The sequence below is a fragment of the Bacillus sp. IBL03825 genome, from assembly GCF_024712505.1.
In the GTDB taxonomy this organism is placed as follows: Bacteria; Bacillota; Bacilli; order Bacillales; family Bacillaceae_G; genus Bacillus_A; species Bacillus_A wiedmannii.
In genome coordinates this window covers 4672654-4693175 of the sequence record NZ_JAMXKE010000001.1, presented here as the reverse complement: position 1 = coordinate 4693175, position 20522 = coordinate 4672654, and the positions used below count along the sequence as shown (strand labels likewise).

Sequence of the window (20522 nt, the reverse complement as noted above, 5' to 3'; positions counted from 1 at the left end):
GAGAGGAATTAATGTGCTAGTCAAATAGTAAAGAATACCACCATCAGGCAAAAGTACATACAATTTTAAAAAGTTAATATCGAACCCGTAAGCGATGCATTGAAAAAGGGATAATATGATTAGGAATGGTATAATGGGTACGTATCGTTTTATGTTATAAAACATAAAAAAACTCCTGTATATGGATAAATATACTTATATTGTATCATGTTGAATTCTTTGCTTCATACATAATTTCACAAGAAAATGAAAGGGAAGATGAAAAATGAGTGTCAATGAACATAAAAAACAAGCACCAAAAGAAGTGCGTTGTAAGATCGTGACGATTTCCGATACACGTACGGAAGAGACAGATAAGAGCGGACAACTATTACATGAATTGTTAAAAGAAGCAGGTCATACAGTGACCTCTTATGAAATTGTAAAAGATGATAAAGAAAGTATTCAGCAAGCGGTGTTAGCTGGTTATCATCGGGAAGATGTTGATGTCGTATTAACAAATGGCGGTACTGGTATTACGAAACGTGATGTGACGATTGAAGCAGTGTCAGCGTTATTAGATAAAGAAATTGTCGGGTTTGGTGAGTTGTTCCGCATGATTAGCTATTTAGAAGATATCGGAAGCAGCGCGATGTTAAGTAGAGCAATCGGCGGTACAATTGGGCGCAAAGTTGTCTTTTCAATGCCAGGGTCTAGCGGAGCAGTTCGCCTTACGATGAATAAATTAATTTTACCGGAATTAGGTCATATTACATTTGAGTTGCATCGCCAATGAGTAAGTATGCTGGAATTGTATTGGCAGGCGGTATGTCGAGTCGATTCGGTGAGCCGAAAGCGTTAGCGAGCTGGCAAGGTAGTACTTTTATTGAGCATATTTTGAAAGTGATGACAACTGCGTTACAAGAAGTTGTGGTCATTAGTAACTCCGATATAAAAGAGCGAGTAGAGCAACGCGTACAAGTTCCTGTTATAGAAGATATTCCTCATTATAAAGGAAATGGACCACTTGCTGGAATTGTATCAGGAATGGAATATATAGAAGCAGATTGGTACGCTATTATGCCTTGCGATGCGCCGAATGTTTCGCATGAATGGTTTACCATTTTGCTAGAGCAAACGAGTAATGAATATGATGCGGTTGTACCTATTATTAATGGAAGAAAACAACCGTTACTTGCAGCGTACCATAACCGTGTGAAAGAAAAAATGTATACTTTACTTCAGGAAGAAAAAAGAAGTATGGGCCAGCTTTTATCGCAATGTAATGTGAAATATATTGCTGGTGAAGATATACAAGCGAATGCGGATTGGTTTATAAATGTAAATACGAAAGAAGAATATGTGCAGGCTCAAAAAAACCTTTCAAATGAATGAAAGGTTTTTTGATATACAGAAATTGGGGAACAATTACTGTATAAAGGTATGTGAGTAAGTTGATTTTAAGGGGAATTTCTTAAAATCATTATACAGTAAAAAATAATGTATAACCATATATTTATTTTTATGGGTTTTTATTACAAGTCTGTTTAGTTATGTATCTTTTTGTTATAATGAATATAAGAATAATGTGATACTTCACCTTATGTATCATTTATTAAACTAAAATTTCCAGTTATGTAATAAACCCTCTTCATGTTATGAAGAGGGTTTTTCTGTTTAAGCGAGTAATTCTGATGCAGTGCTCTGAAGGACTTCTTCATATTGGTCAAGTAAGCCACGAAAGATTTCATCCCAGCTTTTTGATTTCGCATAAGATGAAGCTGCTATGCCCATTTGCGTAAGTTGCTCTTCATTTTGCAATAAAGAATAAATGGATGATAGAAATGCATCCGCATGTTTGGAGGGGCAAAGAACTCCCGTTTTTCCATCTGTAATAATATTTTTAACCCCGCCACTATTTGCACCAATGACAGGTGTTCCGCATGCAAGTGATTCGAGTACGACATTTCCGAACGTTTCAGTAGCGGATGGAAATACCATGATGTTAGAACAAGCATATGCTTCAGCTAAATCCTTACCTTGTAAATATCCAGTAAAAGTGACATTTGTTTTCGGAACAGCTTCACGCAAATTTGTTGCTAGAGGACCGTCTCCTGCGATGAGCCAATGAATGTCGTTTCGAGTATGTGCTGTTTGTACGATAAGGTGTTGCAACGTATCAATATCTTTTTCAGGGGCAATCCGTCCAACATAGGAAAGGACATACTTTGCTGTAATATTATATTTTTTTCGGAATAGCTCTGTATTGTAAGATGGATGAAAGAGTGTGCAATCTACACCCCGTCCCCATATGGAGAGGGCTTGAAAGCCTTTATTTTTTAGTTGGTGTAACGTTTCAAAAGAAGGAACGAAATTTTTTTGCATGTGACTATGAAACCATTTTAAATAGTTCCAAAGCATATTAGAGAGAAATTCAATTTTATAATAGCGTAAATAAGCATCGAAATCAGTATGATAAGAACCGACAACTGGGATGTTTAACTTTTTTGCATAATACAATCCACAAAGTCCCATGTTGAAAGGTGTGGCAATGTGAATAATGTCAGGTTTAAAGGAAAGAAGTTCTCGTTTAATGCGCGGAGTAGGAAAAGAAAATCGGCATTCTGGATATAATATTGTTAACGGGATACTTCTCATCTTGTTTACATTAGCTACGAAATTATCTTCAGCTGTATGCTGAGGGGCGAAAACAGAATAGGCGATCGTTTCTTTCTGAAAGTAACGTGTTAATCGTTCTAGTGTTTTCGCAACCCCGTTGACTTGTGGCGTAAAAGTATCGGTAAAAATGGCGACTCTCATCATATCACTCCTTTATGTGAAAAGTGGGATGAATTGATAAAAAGAGATGATGCCAGAGCAAGTGCCGAGGCACATACCGACGAATACATCAGACGGATAGTGAAGCCCTAAATAAATACGAGAAATACCAACGCATAATGCTAACGGTAATAGAAAAGCAAATAAGCTTGGATTATAGCAAATAAATGGAATAAGGACAGAGAAAACGGCTGTTGTATGACCAGACGGGAAAGAGTGGTCTTTTAATGGATGGACTGGATATTTCGCATCCTGAATTGTTAAATAAGGGCGTTTTCGCGGATACCATCTTTTTAATATTTGCACAGGAATATGGCTAATTGCCAAAGAAATAGCAGTTGCGATTGCAGCTTGATGCAAAGTCCCTTTTGCAAAAATTAAAAAGAAAAGTGTGAGTGCGATTGAGAAAGTAGCACCACCGATATGAGTAATATTGCTGAAAAAGATATTTAATGTTTTTTGATCAAAGTATCGGTTAATTCCTTTGAAAATGTAACATTCTATTTTATACAGTCCACTGACCTTCATGAAAATTCTCCTCCCTCGTTTACATATATATGGAGATATTAGCTTTTATTTTAATAAGATTTTATTGAGGGAGTAATAATGTTTTGTAAAGAAAAAGTTAGTTTTTATATAAAAAGCTGCCACTTTAATGGCAGCTGGAAAAGTTACTTCTGTAATGATTTATAGTACTGACCTTTTTCAACATATTGTGTGCGAATTCGCTCCATGTCTTTACGGTCTTCCTCTGTTAACTCACGAACGACTTTCGCTGGGCGACCAAAAGCTAACGTGTTTGGCGGGATTTTCTTTCCTTGAGAAACGAGGCTTCCTGCACCGATAAAGGCTCCTTCACCAATTTCAGCACCATCTAATATAATAGATCCCATTCCAATTAAAGCATCTTTTTTAATATGACAGCTATGTAAAATAACTTGATGCCCAACTGTAACATCGTTTTCTAAAATAAGAGGGTACTGGGGGCTTTGATGAAGTGTACATTGGTCTTGTACATTTACTCGGTCTCCAATGATTGTTGGTGACACATCGCCGCGTATGACTGTATTAAACCAAATACTTGATTCCTCACCAATGGAAACATCGCCTGTAATCGTAACATAGTCAGCGATAAAAGCACTACTCGCAATTTTCGGATTTTTTTCTTTGTAAGGGTATATCATGTAAAGCCTTCCTTTCCTAGAGACTAGTTTTAGTGTATCAAATTATGAGAAAGAGTGAAATGGAGGAGAGTCGTATGTGGAATTATGAAGCAGAGGAAGCAAAGGCTGTAATCGTTATCGTGCACGGCGCAATGGAATATCACGGACGTTACGAAGCCGTTGCGGAAATGTGGAATCATATCGGCTACCACGTCGTAATGGGGGACCTTCCGTCACATGGAACGACTTCAAGAAATAGAGGACATATTGATTCATTTGATGAATACATAGAGGAAGTTAAATTATGGGTGAAAGAGGCACGAAAGTATAGGTTACCTATTTTTATATTTGGTCATAGTATGGGTGGTCTTATTGTCATTCGTATGATGCAAGAAACGAAGAGAGAAGATGTAGACGGTATTATTTTAAGTTCGCCTTGCTTAGGGGTAGTGACTGGACCTTCTGCTCCGTTTCGAGTTGCTTCAAAAATATTAAATGTTATCGCTCCAAAATTGCAATTTGCAACGAATCTTACAGTGGAAATGTCAACTCGTAATCATGAAGTTCGGGACGCGATGGAGAATGATTCATTGTTCTTGCGCAAAGTATCAGTACGTTGGTATAGTGAATTGATTAAGTCTATCGAAATTGCTCATAAAAAAATAGATGATTTTCCAGATGTTCCGCTCTTGCTAATGCAGGCGTGTGAGGATAAACTTGTAGATAAAACACGTGTCCGCATGTGGTTTGATAATGTTAAAATAAGTGATAAGGCTTTTAAAGAATGGCCGAATTGTTATCACGAGTTATTAAATGAGTATGAGCGTGATGAAATTTTGAATTATATTCAGTCATTTACTGAAATACGCATCAATAACATAATAGAAACAAATAAGTAAATTATTTGTACATTGAATAGAGGAGATGAAGGAAGAAGTGAACGTACCGAGTAATCCCATAACGCTCATGGCGAAAGTATACCGTGATGTGTTTCCGGTAGTACACCATGAGCTAGCGGTGTGGAAAGAGCGTGCCTACCATATTCCGAATGATGAGCTTCATAGTCAGGCAATCGCAAGTATTGAGAATAAAACGTTTCATTGCGAAGGCGGTGGTATTTTAGCACTGTTAGCAAATGAGCACCGAGAGGAATGCATTCGTTTTATCGTAGCGTATCAAACAATCAGCGATTATTTAGATAATTTATGTGACCGCAGTACATCACTTGACCCAAATGATTTTGCCGCACTGCATGAATCTATGTTAATGGCATTATCACCTGAAGTAGAAGGTGGCGGTAATTATTATCGCTATCGTGATGATCAAGACGATGGTGGTTATTTAGATGAACTTGTTGAAACATGCCAAGATGTTTTAAAGAAAACGAAGCACTATGACAAAATTGCTCCTGTTCTTCATGAACTTGCTTGTTATTATTGTGATTTGCAAATTCATAAACACGTGAAGTTAGAAGAAAGAGAACCACGCTTAAAAACATGGTTTGAAGCACATAAAGAAAACTTACCAGAGATGAGTTGGTTTGAATTTTCAGCATGTGCCGGTTCTACACTTGGAATCTTCTGTCTTGTCGCATATGCATTTCATGATGAATTACATGATGAAGATATTGCGAAAATTAGACAAGGGTATTTCCCTTACGTACAAGGACTTCACATTTTACTTGATTATTTCATCGATCAAGAAGAAGACCGTATAGGCGGGGATTTGAATTTCTGTAGTTATTATGAAAACGAGCAAGCGATATTGGATCGTATGAAACACTTTGTAGAAGAAGCAGAGAAGAGCATTGGTGATTTACCTCATGCGAAGTTTCATCGTCTCATAAGCCGAGGGTTACTTGGTATTTATTTATCAGATCAAAAAGTATCAGCACAAAAGAATATGCACAAAATGGCACGGCGCATTGTAAAATACGGAGGGCTTACTTCACGATTCTTCTATTGGAACGGGAAGATGTACCGAAAGAAAATGGCGCAGTGATGAATAAAACCACTCTTGTAGAGTGGTTTTATTGTTATAATATGGTAAAAGTGGTGGCGGAAATGAAGAGATTGTTTCAAAAGCTATATGACCATATTGAGGTTACATTACTCGTGCTACTTTCCATTTCATTTGTAACAGGAACGTATATGATGATGAATAAAGCCGGTGGTCCTACAACGATGGATTATGTAGCCCAAGTTATTATTGCATTGATTATTATAGTAGATATTGTCTTTTTAATAAGTGGTAGAAAAAAAGCAAACAGTAAATAAAAAAGCATTTGTACACGAGAGTACAAATGCTTTTTCATTATGGTCGTATTTTTGAAAATACATATATAAGAAGTTCAATCGCGAAAATAACTAACACAGATAGTCCGAATAAAGGCATGCCAGCGCCTAGTATAACCATCATGATAAAGAAAACGATTATGCTTTTCTTATCTCTTTGTTTTGGCGGTGCTGCTAATTTTCCTTTCGGCCTTCTTGCTAACCACATTTTTATTCCGTAATAAATGAGAAGCAATAAAGATAATGTCGTTAGTAAGCATAATATTTTATTTGGCCATCCGAATAAATGTCCTTCGTGAAGCGGGATACCGTAAGTGAACCATTGTGCAAATAATCCATAATCACGATAGTCCGTTTTGGAAATAAGTTCTCCGCTATATTGATCAAAATAAGCTGTTATTTCTTCATTTGGTGCGACATGCATACCCGTAATACCAGAACCGCTCGATTTCGAAACGGTGAATACACCTTTCGGATCAGCCGGTAATGAGATAACGTATGGCTTCTTTATTTCAATTCCTTTTTGTAACTCATCAATTGGAATGGCTTTTGGCTCATTTGAATTCGATTCAGGAGGAGCTTCTTTTCTTGTTGCCCACGGCAATTCCTTTACCTTTGATTCAGGCGGTGCCATATATAACTTTGGATATCCAATCGATTCATTCGACGATGCGATTTTATAAATTTGGTTACCCATAAATCCTGACCAAGGCAATCCAGATGCGACTAGCAGAACGAGTGGAATTGTAAATATAATACCGATAATAGAATGACGTCGTTTTGCTTTTTCTCGCTTATTGGATGCTGGTGTGTTTTTGAACTGGCGTATACTCATATACAAACCAGTAAAAATTAAAAAGATTGTCCAGCATGCCGCAAGCTCTACGATGTAGTTAACGACAGTGCCACCAACTAAAAGAGAACTATGTAATTCCCTCATTATATTCGCAAACGTTTCACTTGCGTTTTGATCTCCAACAATTTGATTGTTGCTATCTAAATACACATATTTTTGTTGCCCAGTATATTCATTTGCAATAGTAAGCCTCGTATTATAATCCCTGTTAAACTCACTAATTTTCGCCACACTATAATGTGGATATTTTTTCTCTGTTAAGAAAAGCGAATCAGCCATCGAAATAGACTCTGTTTGGGCGCTCTTCCCAAAATACAAATCTTTATAGATGAAATCTTCAACCTCTTCTCGAAATAAATACCCAATTCCGCTCAGTGACAAAGTAATAAGAAGCGGCGTAATAAAAAGCCCAGCATAAAAATGCCAACGCCAAAAAATGTAATGAAGCGAACGATTTACTTTCATACTTTCAGTTCCCCTAACCTTCCCTATATGAATAACTACTTATTTAATATAGCGAGATTAAGTGTGGATACTTTGAAAGAATTGTGAAGAAATTTAAAAGTTTTGAGGATTTTTAGCAAACAAAAAACACATTTTAAAAGGGCTGTTTTCTATGTTTATGAAGATCTCTTAGTATTTGATAGATACATCCTAACAACCGCCTCAGCAAGACATTGAGCAGAATCCACAAAATCCTCACTCGCCACAACATTCAAATCAGTACATGCGATGATAGCAGTATCTATTTCATCTTTTAATTGTAAAACGAGCGCGCTCCATAATTTGCGGGCTTCTTCAACTTCTCCGCTTTTAATACAAGTAATAATTTGATTAATCATCTCCTGCCATTTTTCATTATGGAGGTATTCTATATTACGTTTTGCAATCCCGTCTTGGTAAATTCCAGCTTGAACAGTCGCTTCTGTTGCGAGAAGAGCGACTCTTTTTACAGTTTCAGGAATTGCTCGTAACGTCTCATCGACTATATTCAAAATTGGAATAGAAAGAGAATGCTGTAATTCTTCAAAATAAAGATGCGCTGTATTGCAAGGCATAGCAATAAAGTCTACACCAGTACTTTCGAGTTTTTGTGCTCCTTCAATAATCGCTTTTTTCATCGCTTCGTGATCAATAAGGCGATCCATGTAAAATGGTGTTGGGCACGAATAAATCATCATATGAGGAAAGTCCATATCATGCTTTGCTCCATATATTGTTTGGCACGTTGCTACAACTGTATCAACGAATGGCCCAGTTGATTTTGGCCCCATTCCTGCTAGTATTCCGATCATTGGTTTGTCTCCTTTAATATGTAATTAAAAACGTTTTTTGCGAACGACAAAAAGAAATAAAGTAAGTAATAAAAATGAATATACGATAGCCCAAGCTGTGAGCCATAGCGTGTGAGTAAGTATATTAAATTTGTATTGTCCAAGCATTAGAAAGCTTTCGACAGGTGGTAAAAACCATAGTAACTCTTTTTTAAACCGGATGGAGGCGATCGTTATAAGTAATATAAATGTCAGGCTAAGCCAAGCTGTGCTTGCTTTTGGAATAATATTTCTAGTAAATAAAGTTGCAATTGAAATTCCTAGTATAGAAAAAGACATGTGAGCGAGAAATCCGACTAAAAATAAAGAAACTGTCATTTCTTCATTAAACATTTGCAAAATAATTGGGTAGATTACGGATATAAAAGATAACATAGTACAAATGAGAAAGGCCGTAATATATTTACCAACATATAGTGCAGAAATATTATTTGTGTGAGAAATAGTAATTTGTTCTTGTACAGGATCTTCAGTATGAAAAATTGTGACCGTAATCCAGGCAGATAATAAATAAAGCGCGAGAGCTGTTTCTAAGTATGTCGGTACAATAGGAGTCGGTTTATATGTATATACAAAAAGTAAGCTCATAAAGTACATCGCAATAGGAGGGACGTATTTATACGACTTTGTATAGTCGAGAAAATGGTAACGAATAAGCGCAAACATAATGAACCTTCTTTCGATTTAAAAGTTAGGTTGTAGCAGTGTGATAGATGCTTTTTTATGTAATAAAAACTGAAGCATTTCGTTTGTATATTCTTTTTCGATTTGTAGTTGAATAAGGTTTCGATTTGAATTGTGTACAACGTGTATAAATCCTAATTGTTTCCGTAGTTCTATCGCTGAAAATGTTTCATGAACGATTGCTTCAATATAGACTTGTTCTGCCCTTTTTTGCACAGCGGTATCTTCTGCGATTGTATGATTTGCTAACGTCACAATTCTATCGGCGAAGTTTTCTAGTAGTTGCTTTTCGTGACATGTGAAGAGTATAGATATGCCTTGTTGTTTTAATGAGAGTAAAATATGTTCTAATTCTTGCTGAGAGTTAGGATCAAGCCCAGAAAGCGGTTCGTCTAAAATTAATAAATGGACGTCTGTAAGTAATGCTTGCATAATACCAGTTTTTTGTTTCATACCTTTTGAAAAGTTTCGTACAACGGAATGTCTTGCATGATGTAAATGAAAAGATTCAAGAAGCATCGGAATTTTATCTTTTAAATATTTTGTTGATAAACCGTGAATGTGGCCGAGATGATATAAATAATCCTCTAATGTAAAACGAATCCCTTCAGGAAAATGTTCAGGTACATAGCCAATTTGTATATGTTCTTTTCTTTGAAGTGTCCCTGCCGTAGGTGAAATAAATCCTGCAATTATTTTGAGTAAAGTACTTTTTCCAGTCCCGTTCCCGCCAATAATAGCGAGTGCCTCTCCTTCTGGAACGGATAAATCAATGTTGTCTAGTATAAGTGAGTTGCCGTACTTCTTTTGAATTCCCCTTAGTTCTACTAGCAAAGTTCTATCCTTCTTTCTTCAAATAGTGTATACATCCATTATATAGGAGAATAAGAAAAAGACGTGCAATGAGTGCACGTCTTTTTTTGTTATGTTTTGTCGAATCGTCGATATATCGAAAAAATCGTTGATATAATTATCGCTTCTCAATCGCCACAATAAATGGCGGGTTATTTTGCTGGTTAATGAAGCCGTATCGCAAAACGTGAGCTTGTTTTTGGTCAAGTTCTTCTGCAAATTTGAGAACAGCGTCGCGTTCTACTTGTCCTTCTGGGTGTCCGTGGTAAATGACAAGGACGATGATTCCTTCAGGTGCCATTACTTCTAGTAATTGTTCAATTGCCGAGAGTGTTGAGTTCGGTTTTGTAACGATATGCTTGTCACCACCAGGAAGGTAGCCTAAGTTGAAGATAGCGCCTGTTACTTTTCCTTTTGCGTCTTCTGGTAGTACAGATAAAAGTGTGTCGTGACTGTCGTGAACTAAAACAGTACGTTCAAAAAGCTCTTTTTCTTTTAGGCGGATAGTAGAGCTTTCAATTGCTTCTTTTTGAATATCAAATCCAAATACTTTTCCGTTATCTCCAACGATTTCAGCTAGGAAGCAAGTGTCATGTCCATTTCCTAAAGTTGCATCTACAGCGTAATCGCCTTCTTTAACAGCCGTTTGCAAGAGTGTGCGAGCAAACGGTAATACACGTTCTAATTTCATTTTTGTTTCTCCTCATTTGCATATTTTCCTTGCCAGCTTCCGCGGCGTACAAATTCTGCATCGATGGAATTTAATACTTCCCATTTATTTAAGCTCCACATTGGGCCAATCATTAAATCAGGCGGACCGTCACCTGTGATGCGGTGCACAATTACGTCTTCTGGAATCATTTCAAGTTGGTCAACAACGAGACTTACGTAATCTTCAAGAGAAAGGAACTCGAGTTGTCCTTTTTCATATTGCTTCACCATTGGCGTTCCTTTTAATAAATGAAGTAAATGAATTTTAATTCCTTGTACGTCAAGCTTTGCTACTTCACGAGCTGTTTCCATCATCATGTCGTAATCTTCAAGCGGAAGACCATTAATAATATGAGAGCACACTCTAATACCATGCTTACGTAATTTATTTACACCTTCCACGTAAGATGGGTAATCATGAGCGCGATTAATAAGGTTTGCAGTTCGTTCGTGAACAGTTTGTAAACCGAGTTCAACCCAAAGGTATGTGCGTTTATTTAAGTCCGCTAAATATTCAACGACATCGTCTGGTAAGCAATCTGGACGAGTGGCGATAGAAAGACCGACAACGTCTTTTTCTGCTAGAAGCGGTTCGAATTTTTCTTTTAAAATTTCAAGTGGTGCATGTGTATTTGTGTACGCTTGGAAATAAGCGATACATTTTCCGTCTTTCCACTTCGAGCGCATTTTTTCTTTCATTTCATGATATTGCGTTATAACATCATCGCGGCGATCACCAGCGAAGTCACCAGATCCGGCAGCACTGCAAAATGTACAACCGCCGTAAGCAACTGTACCGTCACGGTTCGGGCAATCGAAGCCAGCATCTAATGAAACTTTAAAGATTTTTTCACCAAATTCATTTCGTAAATGGTAATTCCATGTATGATAACGTTTATTGTCGTTTGTATATGGAAAAGGGTTTTGAACCTTCATTACTTTCCCTCCTAAGCCGAGTCAAAATGAAACAAAATCCATTATAACATACTCATAAGGTAGAGATGGAAGGGACACACTAAAGGGGAATTGAAGCAAGGAGGGACAATTATGGCAGAGCGTCAATCACTTGAATCGTATATTACACAAGCAGAACAAGCGGTGGAATACGCGAAAGAACAATTAGACCAAGGCATGAGACAAGAGCATTACAATACGATGGAGTATTCAGATGCGCAGTTACAATTAGAACAAGCATATAACGATTTACAAACGATGCAACAACATGCGAATGATGAGCAACGTGAGCAATTAAATAGAGCACGTATGGCAATTCGCCAACTGCAACATCAAATGATTATTACACCGCACTAATAAGGAGTGAATGTAATGGCGAAACGTTCAGATCAAAATAATCCAGAGCAAAAAACACAAAATGGACATAACGCTGAGTTTTCGAATGAACTTGATCCAGTTGTTCAAGTGAAACAGCGCAACAGTAAAAAAGGACAGCCTCAAAGATCGAAGCAATCAGAGTAAACCAGGTCGCAATATGACCTGGTTTTATTTTGTATCGCAAAAGTCTGATTAAAGCTTCATTTTACTATATGACAATAATGTAAGATTCCTGTAAGGTTTGTCGATAGTTGTAAGATAACATGTCCAGTAGAGTAAGGGAGGATTAAATTTTGGACAAGGAGTTGCATTATGGGGAACAATATTACAAACAAACGAATCAATGAGTTAGATTACATTCGTGGCTTCGCATTACTGGGGATTATTTTAGTGAATATTCTTGCACTACTTAATATTAAAATTCCAGATCCTAATACAGTAGATGCTAGCTATCAAAGGTTTCTATACTTATTTGTAGAAGGTCGTTTTTTCTCGATTTTCTCATTCTTATTTGGAGTAGGATTCTACATCTTCATTACAAGAGCAATTGCGAAAGGGAAGAATGGATACGTTCTATTTCTACGCCGCGTAGTTGCACTATTTATTTTTGGTTTAATTCATCAAATGTTTCAGCCTGGAGAAGCACTAGCGTTATACGCAATTTGTGGATTAGTCGTTTTACCGTTTTATAAAGCGAAAAAAGAAGTGAATGTAGTAATCGGTCTTATTCTTACGATAGCTTTTAGTATTATGGCAACTAAGGAATTATTACCATTAGGTTTAATTTTATTAGGTCTTGCTGCGGGGCAGTATAAAGTGTTTGAAAATCTTTCAGCAAAAATCAAACAAGTCGCTATTTTTACAGGTGTCATGTTTGTTTTAAGTGTTGTAGCGTTATGGTATCAATATGGGCACGTTCCTGCTGAGCCATTCGTAAATATGATGCTCATGAATGAGGATGGAACAATGGACGCTGCAGGTCAATTCTTAAAAATTGGCGTTACAGTTGGACCAATTATTTCAGCTTTCTATGTAGGAGCATTAATTTTATTACTTCAGTTAAAACCAGTTCAAACATTGTTAGCACCACTGAAATACTACGGTCGTATGGCTTTAACAAATTATATCGGACAAACTGCAATGATTTTAATTGCTGGTAGCGTATTTAACTTTGCAGGAAACTTAACGTACATACAGACGTTATATGTATGTATTGCAATTTACGCTATTCAAATTGTGTTTAGTGTGATTTGGATGAAAATCTTTAAAATGGGTCCACTAGAATGGATTTGGCGTGTTATTACGTATTGGACGGTAACACCTTTAAAGAAATAAAGAGAGAAGTGGGCTGTTCCTTTTGTGGAACAGCTCATTTTTATTGTTATCTTTTGTCGGTAAGTCGATATATTTTGAGAATCGCTGATAAAATTTCATTTACGAACGAACCTTACACGTGCATCTTTTTTATATTACAAAAGTGTAAGGTAATTGTAATGTTAACAAATAGCAGTTCCTTTCCAAAAGGCGCAAAATAGGTAATGGAAAAACAAGCGTAGGAGGATATATATGACGAAACCAGTTGTAGACGTGAAAAACGTTCAAAAAGTGTACGGTAAAAAGGGTGAGAATCAATCACAAGCGTTAAAAGGTGTTTCATTCTCAATTCAAGAGGGTGAGTTTGTTGGGATTATGGGACCATCTGGTTCTGGTAAAACGACATTGTTAAATGTAATTTCAACGCTTGATAAAGCAACGGGCGGCGTTGTTGAAATTGCGGGTACGGATATTACGAAAATGAAGCAAGGTGAGCTTTCTGATTTCCGTTCACAAAAGTTAGGATTCATTTTCCAAGACTTTAACTTATTAGAGAACTTATCTATTTATGAAAACATTGCACTTCCGCTTTCTCTTCAAGGTGTTCCATCACGTAATATTGGACCGAAAGTAGAAAAAGTAGCGGATATGTTAGGGATTACAGAAATTCTTCAAAAGTATCCATCTGAAGTATCTGGTGGACAGAAACAACGTTCAGCAGCAGCGCGCGCGCTTGTGCATGAACCGGCAATTATTTTAGGGGACGAGCCAACAGGAGCTCTTGATTCTAAAAATGCAGCGAGTTTACTTGATGCGATGACAAACTTAAATGAAGAACAAGGCGTATCTATTATGATGGTTACACATGATCCGTATAGTGCAAGTTATTGTCAGCGAATTTTATTCATTCAAGATGGTGAGCTATATAAAGAAATTCATCGTGGTGGTACGCGTGAAGAGTTCTACAAAGAGATTTTAGATGTACTTGCAGATTTAGGTACACAAAAAGCGTAAGAAAGGAGGTTCCAGTATGTTATTTAAACTTTCCATGTCGGGGCTGAAAAGTAAGCTGAAAGATTATATCGTCTTACTTGTCGGTCTTGTCATGTCCATTTCAATTTTTTACATGTTCCAAACGTTAGCGCTGAATAAAGCGTTTATCGAATCTAACTCAGTTATTCAATCAATTGGATTCGTATTCCAAGCAGGTTCATTTTTACTAGCTATTATAACGTTCTTCTATATTTTATATGCGAACTCTTTCTTATTATCTCTTCGTCAAAAAGAGTTCGGTATGTATATGATGTTAGGAGCAAAAAAGCATAAAGTTACATTACTTATGTTTATTGAAACGATCGTATTAGGCGCTGCGTCTCTTGCGATTGGTATTACAGTTGGTGTAGGACTTGCAGAAGGTATCGGACAGTTATTAATGAAACAGCTTGAATTTGCTGGTGAAGGATATAAAGCATTTTACCTTCCATCTATGACTGTTACTTGCATCTTCTTCTTTGCACTATTTGTATTATCAGCAATTATGAACAGTATTAAATTATCACGTATTTCTGTACTGCAACTTGTACATGCGGATGCACAAACAGAGCGTGTTGCGGTAAAAGGAAAAATGACAGGTGTCGTTGCAATCCTTGCAGTTATTTTATTAGGAATTGGCTATGCATCAATGATTTACATGGAAAAACTAAGAGAAATGGGAATCCTTATTGCATTAATTACAACAACAGCTGGTACTTACATGCTATTTGGATCACTTCTTCCAGTTATTATTAAAAAGTTAAAAAGTAATAAAAAGCGTAGTGAAAAAGGAATTAACGCTTTTACTTTTGCACAATTAAACTTCCGTATTAATAGTTTAACGAAAGTACTTGCGACAGTAGCGATGTTAGTAGCGCTTGGAGCTGGTGCGATTTCAGGTGGTATGGCATTTAAAAATAACGTTATAAAAATGGTTGATGGTTTAGTAATATATGATTCAGTTGTTCATAATCCAACAGCTGAAGAAAAGAAAATTTTAGACGGTATTACATTTAAAGAGAAAAGCGAATATCGTTACAAAGTAGATGATAAATACGTTTACTATGTAAAAGAAGATTTAGAGAAAAATCGTCCTTTAATAAAAGATATGGCGAATATGAAGTCAATGAAAGATTTAGTGAATACGAAGAACGTTTCAGAGGAACTACCAGTAGGTGCAGTTTCTAGAGAAATGAATGAAAAAGGTGCGAACGATAAAGAACTTCCAGAAGAATGGAACGAGGCTTTCAGAACAATCCAGCCGTTTTATGTATATGAGAATCATGCAATTAAAATTGTAGATCAAAAAATGTACGATGGGATAAATGGTAAAGAAGGTATAGCATTTATCGGAAAAACAGAAGACTTTTTAACATATAAAAAAGAATGGAAAAAACTTGACGAGTTGCAGCTAGATAAATATAAAAATGTAACAGCTGAAAGAATGAGCAGTAAATATCAAACTTACGATATGTTCTATGGGATTGCGAGTGGAACAGTATTTATGGGGTTCTTCCTTGGAATTGCATTCTTAGCAATGATGGCAAGTTGTTTAATGTTTAAAATTCTTTCTGGTGCATCAAAAGATATTACGCGTTATCAAATGCTTCGTAAAATCGGTGTGCGCCGTGAGTTATTAACGAAATCGATTTATAAAGAGTTATTTTTAGTATTCTTATTCCCGGCAATTGTGGGTATCACTCACGTATTAGTTGGTATGAATATTTTCGGATTTATTTTAGTTGATCCGTACTTCCGTATTTGGGTGCCAATCGTAATTTTCGTAGTTATTTATGCGATTTATTACTTCATTACAGTTCAATTGTATAAAGGTATTGTTCTTCCGAAAGAAGATTAATACGTAAAAAGCCGAGTGAAAGCACTCGGCTTTTTGTATTTTCAGAAAAAATACTTTAATGTTACTGAAATATATAATATAATGTAAATAAGTAACATAATATATGAGTATCAGCAACCGAAAAGTGAAAGGAGGAATCCGATCTATAGGAAGAAGCTGAATTTGTACCCCCTATTTTTTCTACCCACACCGTATTTGTACAATCATAAATTTCCAAATGAAAAATTGTCGTAAGAGTATATTGTGAAAATAATGGATAATACATGGAAATCTCATAGCATGATAAGGTAAAATGGACAGGATAATGAGAAAATTACCGTTCATAAGATGAGGAGATACATGTATGGAAGTTGTAGAGGCATTAAAAGATATAAGCCAAATTGAGGATATGAAAAAGTATTTAAAAGAGCACTCGCAGCGAGATTATCTTTTATTTGTTATTGGGATCAACACTGGATTAAAGATTACTGAGCTACTTAGTATGAAATTTGAAGAGGTATTAAATGAAGATGGAACTGTTAAAGAGTTTTATTCTCTTCCTGTAAAAGATGAAAAATTTAAACAAGATATTTATTTAAATACAAAAGTAAAAGAAGCCCTTTTAGAGTACGCACAATCTATTGATGCTCGAAGAGAAAACTACGTATTTCAATCTAATAAAACGACAAATTCAATCTCACGCCAACAAGCGTATCGTGTTATCCATAGCGCAGCTGAAGCGGTTGGGATTGTTGGAAAGATTGGAACGAACTCAATGAGAAAAACATTTGGATTTCATGCGTACAAAAGAGGAATAGCGATTGCGCTATTGCAAAAGCATTTTCATCACGCGACTCCATCAGAGACGCTCAAGTATTTAGGAATCTCAAAAGATGAGAAGTTTAAAACAGAGATTGATGTAGATTTGTAAAAGCCGTAACTAAAAAATTTAGGAGGCGGAAAATATGAATATTAGAGAGTGTGAACTACCGGGTATTGGTTGTAAGTTTGAAGTAATCACAAAAGGTAATGAAAAAATGGTTATCGTTATTCATGATGATGGCCGAAGAGAAATGTATCATTTTGATGCGGATCACGATGAGAGTATTTCAAGCATTTCTCTTCGTGATTCTGAAGCGAGACAAATTGCGGCTATATTAGGCGGAATGGTATATAGGCCGCAAGCGCTAGACACAATTGAGATGGCTTTTGAAGGATTATCAATTGAATGGTTTAAGGTGGAGAATCATGCACCAGTAGTACAACAAACAATTGGTAGCTTACATGTCAGAAAAACATATAACGTAACGATTATTGCTATTTTGAAAAAGAATATGAAGAAATTCTTTAATCCAGGTCCAGACTCTATTATTGAAGCTGGCGATATGCTCGTATTATCGGGTGAAAGACATGAAGTGAAAAGAATTATTAATGAATTGCTTTCAGCAGGAGGTGATTCCTAATCGATGGATACTTTAATCTTTGAAGTTGGAACTGCGTTAGTATTAGTAGCTTTTGCAGCTATCCTCGCTGCGAAGTTAAAGTTCTCGATTATTCCGTTTCTCATTATACTCGGTATGTTAGTGGGGCCTCATGCCCCAGATTTAGGACTTATCGATTTAAGGTTTATTGAAAGCGGAGAAGTTATTTCCTTCCTAGGCCGTGTTGGCGTCATATTCCTCTTATTCTATTTAGGTTTAGAATTCTCAATAAAAAAATTAATTAAATCAGGAAAGTCGATTGCTTTTGGGGGTAGTGTTCATATATCGCTTAATTTCATATTAGGTTTACTTTATGGATATGTTATGGGCTTCCCTTTATTAGAAACGTTAATTATTGCTGGAATCATTACAATTTCATCGAGTGCAATTGTTGCGAAAGTAATTGTTGATTTAAGAAGATCTGGTAATAAAGAGACTGAATTAATATTAGGAATCATTATGTTTGATGATATCTTTTTAGCTGTATATTTATCAGTCGTTTCAGGGTTAGTACTCGGTGGTGCAACATCATTTGTAGGTGCTCTTACATCGGTGTTAATCGCGGTAGGGTATATGCTACTATTCTTTGTAATCGCTAGAAAAGCTACGCCGTTTCTAAATAAAGTATTAGATATTTCGTCAAATGAAATTTTTATTATCGTAATATTCGCTATTTTATTCTTTGTAGCAGGATTTTCAGAAACGATTCATGTTGCTGAGGCAATTGGAGCATTATTGTTAGGACTCGTCTTTTCTGAAACAGAGCATAGTGATCGGATTGAGCATCTCGTCGTTCCGTTTCGTGACTTCTTTGGAGCCATATTCTTTTTCAGTTTCGGTTTAAGTATAGATCCGTTTTCACTTGGAGGAGCAGTGTGGTTGGCATTAGGAGCAGTTTTCATTACGCTCATCGGTAATTTTACAGCTGGAATGATGGCGGGACGTAAAGCCGGGTTATCGCATAAGACTTCTACGAATATTGGTTTAACACTCGTATCACGCGGAGAGTTCTCCATTATTGTAGCCAATATCGGCATTGCGGGTGGTTTAATGGCAACGATTAAACCGTTCTCTGCACTGTACGTTTTAATATTAGCATCGTTAGGACCGTTATTAACGAAAGAGTCTTGGAGAATATATTCCTTACTAGATAAAATCTTTAAATGGAGTGCGAAAGAACGTGCGAAGCGAGAAAAAGAAGTTGGATAGTATACAAAAAGGGAGACTGCATGAACGTCATGCAGTCTCCCTTTTTTATATATTGTTGTTGATGTCGTTTTTTTTCGGTAAGTCGATAGATTCCCAAAATCACTGATATATTTTTAAGTGACAATTTATATAATTTCATTTACCGAAAAACCATTATCTGAATTTCATCAACTATTAATCAGTTGCCTTCCTATTTAAAAACGACTACAATTTTACTGTTATAGATGAACGAAAAAATAGAATAGGAGGGGAGACTATGCCAAGGAAAGTATGGCTATTAGTAGCTGGGATGATTATTAATGTCACGGGTGCTTCTTTTTTATGGCCTTTTAATACAATTTATTTGCATGATCACCTAGGGAAATCTTTATCTGTGGCCGGAATGGTATTAATGATCAACTCGCTTACTGGTGTAATCGGAAACTTGCTCGGCGGTGTTTTATTTGATAAATGGGGCGGTTATAAATCAATTTTATTAGGGATTATTATTACACTCGTATCGATTTTAGGTCTTGTGTTCTTCCACGGTTGGCCGTTATATGTTGTGTGGCTAGCATTAATCGGCTTTGGTTCTGGAATGGTCTTCCCATCGATGTATGCGATGGTCGGTACGGTTTGGCCAGAGGGCGGAAGACGAGCATTTAATGCGATGTATGTTGGACAAAACGTTGGTATTGCGATCGGAACAGCGTGCGGTGGTTTAGTTGCATCTTACCGTTTTGATTATATTTTCTTAGCTAATTTTATTTTATACTTTGTTTTCTTCTTAATTGCTTTTATTGGATTCCGTGGTATGGAAGACAAGAAAGAGCCAGGAGTGCAAAAAGAAGTCGAAACGAAAAAAGGCTGGACACTTACACCTGGATTCAAAGCACTTCTTATCGTATGTGTAGCATATGCTTTATGCTGGGTTACATATGTACAGTGGCAAGGGGCAATTGCAACACATATGCAGGAATTAAATATTAGCCTCCGCCATTATAGTTTATTATGGACGATAAACGGAGCGATGATTGTTTGTGCGCAGCCACTAGTTAGTATGCTAATTCGCTGGATGAAGCGTTCTTTAAAACAACAAATTATGATTGGAATCGTCATTTTTGCGGCGTCATTCATTGTATTAAGTCAAGCGCAGCAATTTACGATGTTCCTCGTTGCGATGGTAACATTAACAATTGGTGAGTTATTTGTATGGCCAGCAGTTCCGACCATTGCAAATATACTTGCGCCAAAAGATAAGTTAGGATTTTATCAAGGCGTTGTAAATAGCGCAGCGACTGTAGGGAAAATGTTCGGACCGGTCGTTGGCGGAGCAATTGTTGATTTATACAATATGGAAGTATTGTTTATAGCAATCATGGTAATGCTTGTAGTAGCGATTATTGCAACGAGTATGTATGATAAACGAGTAAAAGTAGAAGAAACAGTTGAAGAAAAAATTGCAGTTTAGTTTGACGGAACATGTAACATGTTTTAGAATATATTTAAATAAAACAACCTTTGGAACAAGGGAGATAGCTCGGCTGTCCTAAGACTAATTCGTTAGTTATGAAGAGTAACGATTAACCGAGAAGCCTTAGCTTCAAGTAAGCTCTTTAGAGATACG

The 20522-nt window shown here is 36.4% G+C and carries 23 protein-coding genes; 14 read left to right on the top strand and 9 right to left on the bottom strand.

From position 1 onward, the window contains the following. Positions 1–265: 265 nt before the first annotated feature. Together NHG49_RS24120 and NHG49_RS24115 are read left to right on the top strand one after the other, a co-directional pair. Positions 266–775, top strand: coding sequence for a MogA/MoaB family molybdenum cofactor biosynthesis protein (locus NHG49_RS24120; protein ID WP_258126611.1), 510 nt, complete (start codon positions 266–268; stop codon positions 773–775). Beyond that, a complete protein-coding gene (locus NHG49_RS24115; RefSeq protein WP_064474505.1) occupies positions 772–1374 on the top strand; it encodes a molybdenum cofactor guanylyltransferase in 603 nt (200 codons plus the stop codon). The genes NHG49_RS24120 and NHG49_RS24115 overlap by 4 nt, the downstream gene beginning before the upstream one ends. A 282-nt stretch (positions 1375–1656) precedes the next feature. Here NHG49_RS24115 and NHG49_RS24110 read toward each other — a convergent pair whose 3' ends face one another. From NHG49_RS24110 to NHG49_RS24100, 3 genes are all read right to left on the bottom strand, one after another. Then, positions 1657–2799 carry a glycosyltransferase family 4 protein gene (locus tag NHG49_RS24110; RefSeq protein ID WP_222660475.1) on the bottom strand — a complete coding sequence of 381 codons (1143 nt, stop codon included), beginning with the start codon at positions 2797–2799 and terminating at the stop codon, positions 1657–1659. Between the two features lie 12 nt (positions 2800–2811). Further along, a complete protein-coding gene (locus tag NHG49_RS24105) occupies positions 2812–3345 on the bottom strand; it encodes a phosphatase PAP2 family protein (protein WP_098110781.1) in 534 nt (177 codons plus the stop codon). Between the two features lie 143 nt (positions 3346–3488). Continuing rightward, a complete protein-coding gene (locus tag NHG49_RS24100) occupies positions 3489–4001 on the bottom strand; it encodes a gamma carbonic anhydrase (RefSeq protein ID WP_000640203.1) in 513 nt (170 codons plus the stop codon). A 74-nt stretch (positions 4002–4075) separates the two neighbouring features. Between NHG49_RS24100 and NHG49_RS24095 the strand changes: the two genes are divergently transcribed. From NHG49_RS24095 to NHG49_RS24085, 3 genes are read left to right on the top strand one after another with little or no spacing between them, the layout of a single operon-like run. Beyond that, entirely contained in the window at positions 4076–4879 is an 804-nt protein-coding gene (locus NHG49_RS24095) for an alpha/beta hydrolase (RefSeq protein WP_064474508.1), read from the top strand. Positions 4880–4916: 37 nt separating this feature from the next. Continuing rightward, positions 4917–5981 carry a tetraprenyl-beta-curcumene synthase family protein gene (locus tag NHG49_RS24090; RefSeq protein WP_001102481.1) on the top strand — a complete coding sequence of 355 codons (1065 nt, stop codon included), beginning with the start codon at positions 4917–4919 and terminating at the stop codon, positions 5979–5981. A gap of 41 nt (positions 5982–6022) precedes the next feature. Beyond that, the gene (locus tag NHG49_RS24085) at positions 6023–6256 is read left to right on the top strand and encodes a hypothetical protein (RefSeq protein WP_142315339.1); all 234 of its coding nucleotides are present in this window, start codon (positions 6023–6025) and stop codon (positions 6254–6256) included. Between the two features lie 37 nt (positions 6257–6293). On the opposite strand, the gene NHG49_RS24080 is transcribed toward NHG49_RS24085, so the two are convergent. The 6 genes from NHG49_RS24080 to mnmL form a co-directional block, all read right to left on the bottom strand. Then, the gene (locus tag NHG49_RS24080) at positions 6294–7595 is read right to left on the bottom strand and encodes a PepSY-associated TM helix domain-containing protein (protein WP_258126609.1); all 1302 of its coding nucleotides are present in this window, start codon (positions 7593–7595) and stop codon (positions 6294–6296) included. Positions 7596–7750: 155 nt separating this feature from the next. After that, positions 7751–8425, bottom strand: coding sequence for an aspartate/glutamate racemase family protein (locus NHG49_RS24075; RefSeq protein ID WP_222660472.1), 675 nt, complete (start codon positions 8423–8425; stop codon positions 7751–7753). Positions 8426–8449: 24 nt separating this feature from the next. Further along, positions 8450–9130, bottom strand: coding sequence for a hypothetical protein (locus tag NHG49_RS24070; RefSeq protein WP_064474511.1), 681 nt, complete (start codon positions 9128–9130; stop codon positions 8450–8452). Between the two features lie 18 nt (positions 9131–9148). Continuing rightward, the gene (locus tag NHG49_RS24065) at positions 9149–9982 is read right to left on the bottom strand and encodes an ABC transporter ATP-binding protein (protein WP_098101749.1); all 834 of its coding nucleotides are present in this window, start codon (positions 9980–9982) and stop codon (positions 9149–9151) included. Between the two features lie 136 nt (positions 9983–10118). Then, positions 10119–10691, bottom strand: coding sequence for a tRNA 5-(aminomethyl)-2-thiouridylate-methyltransferase MnmM (gene mnmM, locus NHG49_RS24060; RefSeq protein ID WP_088064619.1), 573 nt, complete (start codon positions 10689–10691; stop codon positions 10119–10121). After that, a complete protein-coding gene (gene mnmL / locus NHG49_RS24055) occupies positions 10688–11647 on the bottom strand; it encodes a tRNA modification radical SAM protein MnmL/YtqA (RefSeq protein WP_048540809.1) in 960 nt (319 codons plus the stop codon). The genes mnmM and mnmL overlap by 4 nt, the downstream gene beginning before the upstream one ends. 111 nt (positions 11648–11758) lie before the next feature. On the opposite strand from mnmL, the gene NHG49_RS24050 reads away from it, so the two are divergent. The 9 genes from NHG49_RS24050 to NHG49_RS24010 all read left to right on the top strand — a co-directional run bounded on the left by NHG49_RS24050 (position 11759) and on the right by NHG49_RS24010 (position 20366). Beyond that, complete coding sequence (locus tag NHG49_RS24050) at positions 11759–12022, top strand: YtzC family protein (RefSeq protein WP_000840869.1); 264 nt, start codon at positions 11759–11761, stop codon at positions 12020–12022. A 15-nt stretch (positions 12023–12037) separates the two neighbouring features. Continuing rightward, the gene (locus NHG49_RS24045) at positions 12038–12187 is read left to right on the top strand and encodes a hypothetical protein (protein WP_001129345.1); all 150 of its coding nucleotides are present in this window, start codon (positions 12038–12040) and stop codon (positions 12185–12187) included. A 168-nt stretch (positions 12188–12355) separates the two neighbouring features. After that, positions 12356–13378 (top strand): DUF418 domain-containing protein, encoded by a 1023-nt coding sequence (locus tag NHG49_RS24040; protein WP_098101747.1) that lies wholly within the window; start codon positions 12356–12358, stop codon positions 13376–13378. 231 nt (positions 13379–13609) lie between these two features. Beyond that, positions 13610–14371, top strand: a complete 762-nt coding sequence (locus NHG49_RS24035; protein ID WP_048540804.1) for an ABC transporter ATP-binding protein — start codon at positions 13610–13612, stop codon at positions 14369–14371. 16 nt (positions 14372–14387) lie between these two features. Then, entirely contained in the window at positions 14388–16247 is a 1860-nt protein-coding gene (locus NHG49_RS24030; RefSeq protein WP_258126606.1) for an FtsX-like permease family protein, read from the top strand. Positions 16248–16590: 343 nt separating this feature from the next. Continuing rightward, entirely contained in the window at positions 16591–17157 is a 567-nt protein-coding gene (locus tag NHG49_RS24025; protein ID WP_064474516.1) for a tyrosine-type recombinase/integrase, read from the top strand. Positions 17158–17191: 34 nt separating this feature from the next. After that, positions 17192–17689 carry a cation:proton antiporter regulatory subunit gene (locus NHG49_RS24020; RefSeq protein ID WP_258126603.1) on the top strand — a complete coding sequence of 166 codons (498 nt, stop codon included), beginning with the start codon at positions 17192–17194 and terminating at the stop codon, positions 17687–17689. A gap of 3 nt (positions 17690–17692) precedes the next feature. After that, complete coding sequence (locus tag NHG49_RS24015) at positions 17693–18916, top strand: cation:proton antiporter (protein WP_258126601.1); 1224 nt, start codon at positions 17693–17695, stop codon at positions 18914–18916. Positions 18917–19172: 256 nt separating this feature from the next. Continuing rightward, positions 19173–20366, top strand: coding sequence for an MDR family MFS transporter (locus tag NHG49_RS24010; protein WP_064474517.1), 1194 nt, complete (start codon positions 19173–19175; stop codon positions 20364–20366). The last annotated feature ends 156 nt before the right edge of the window (positions 20367–20522 follow it).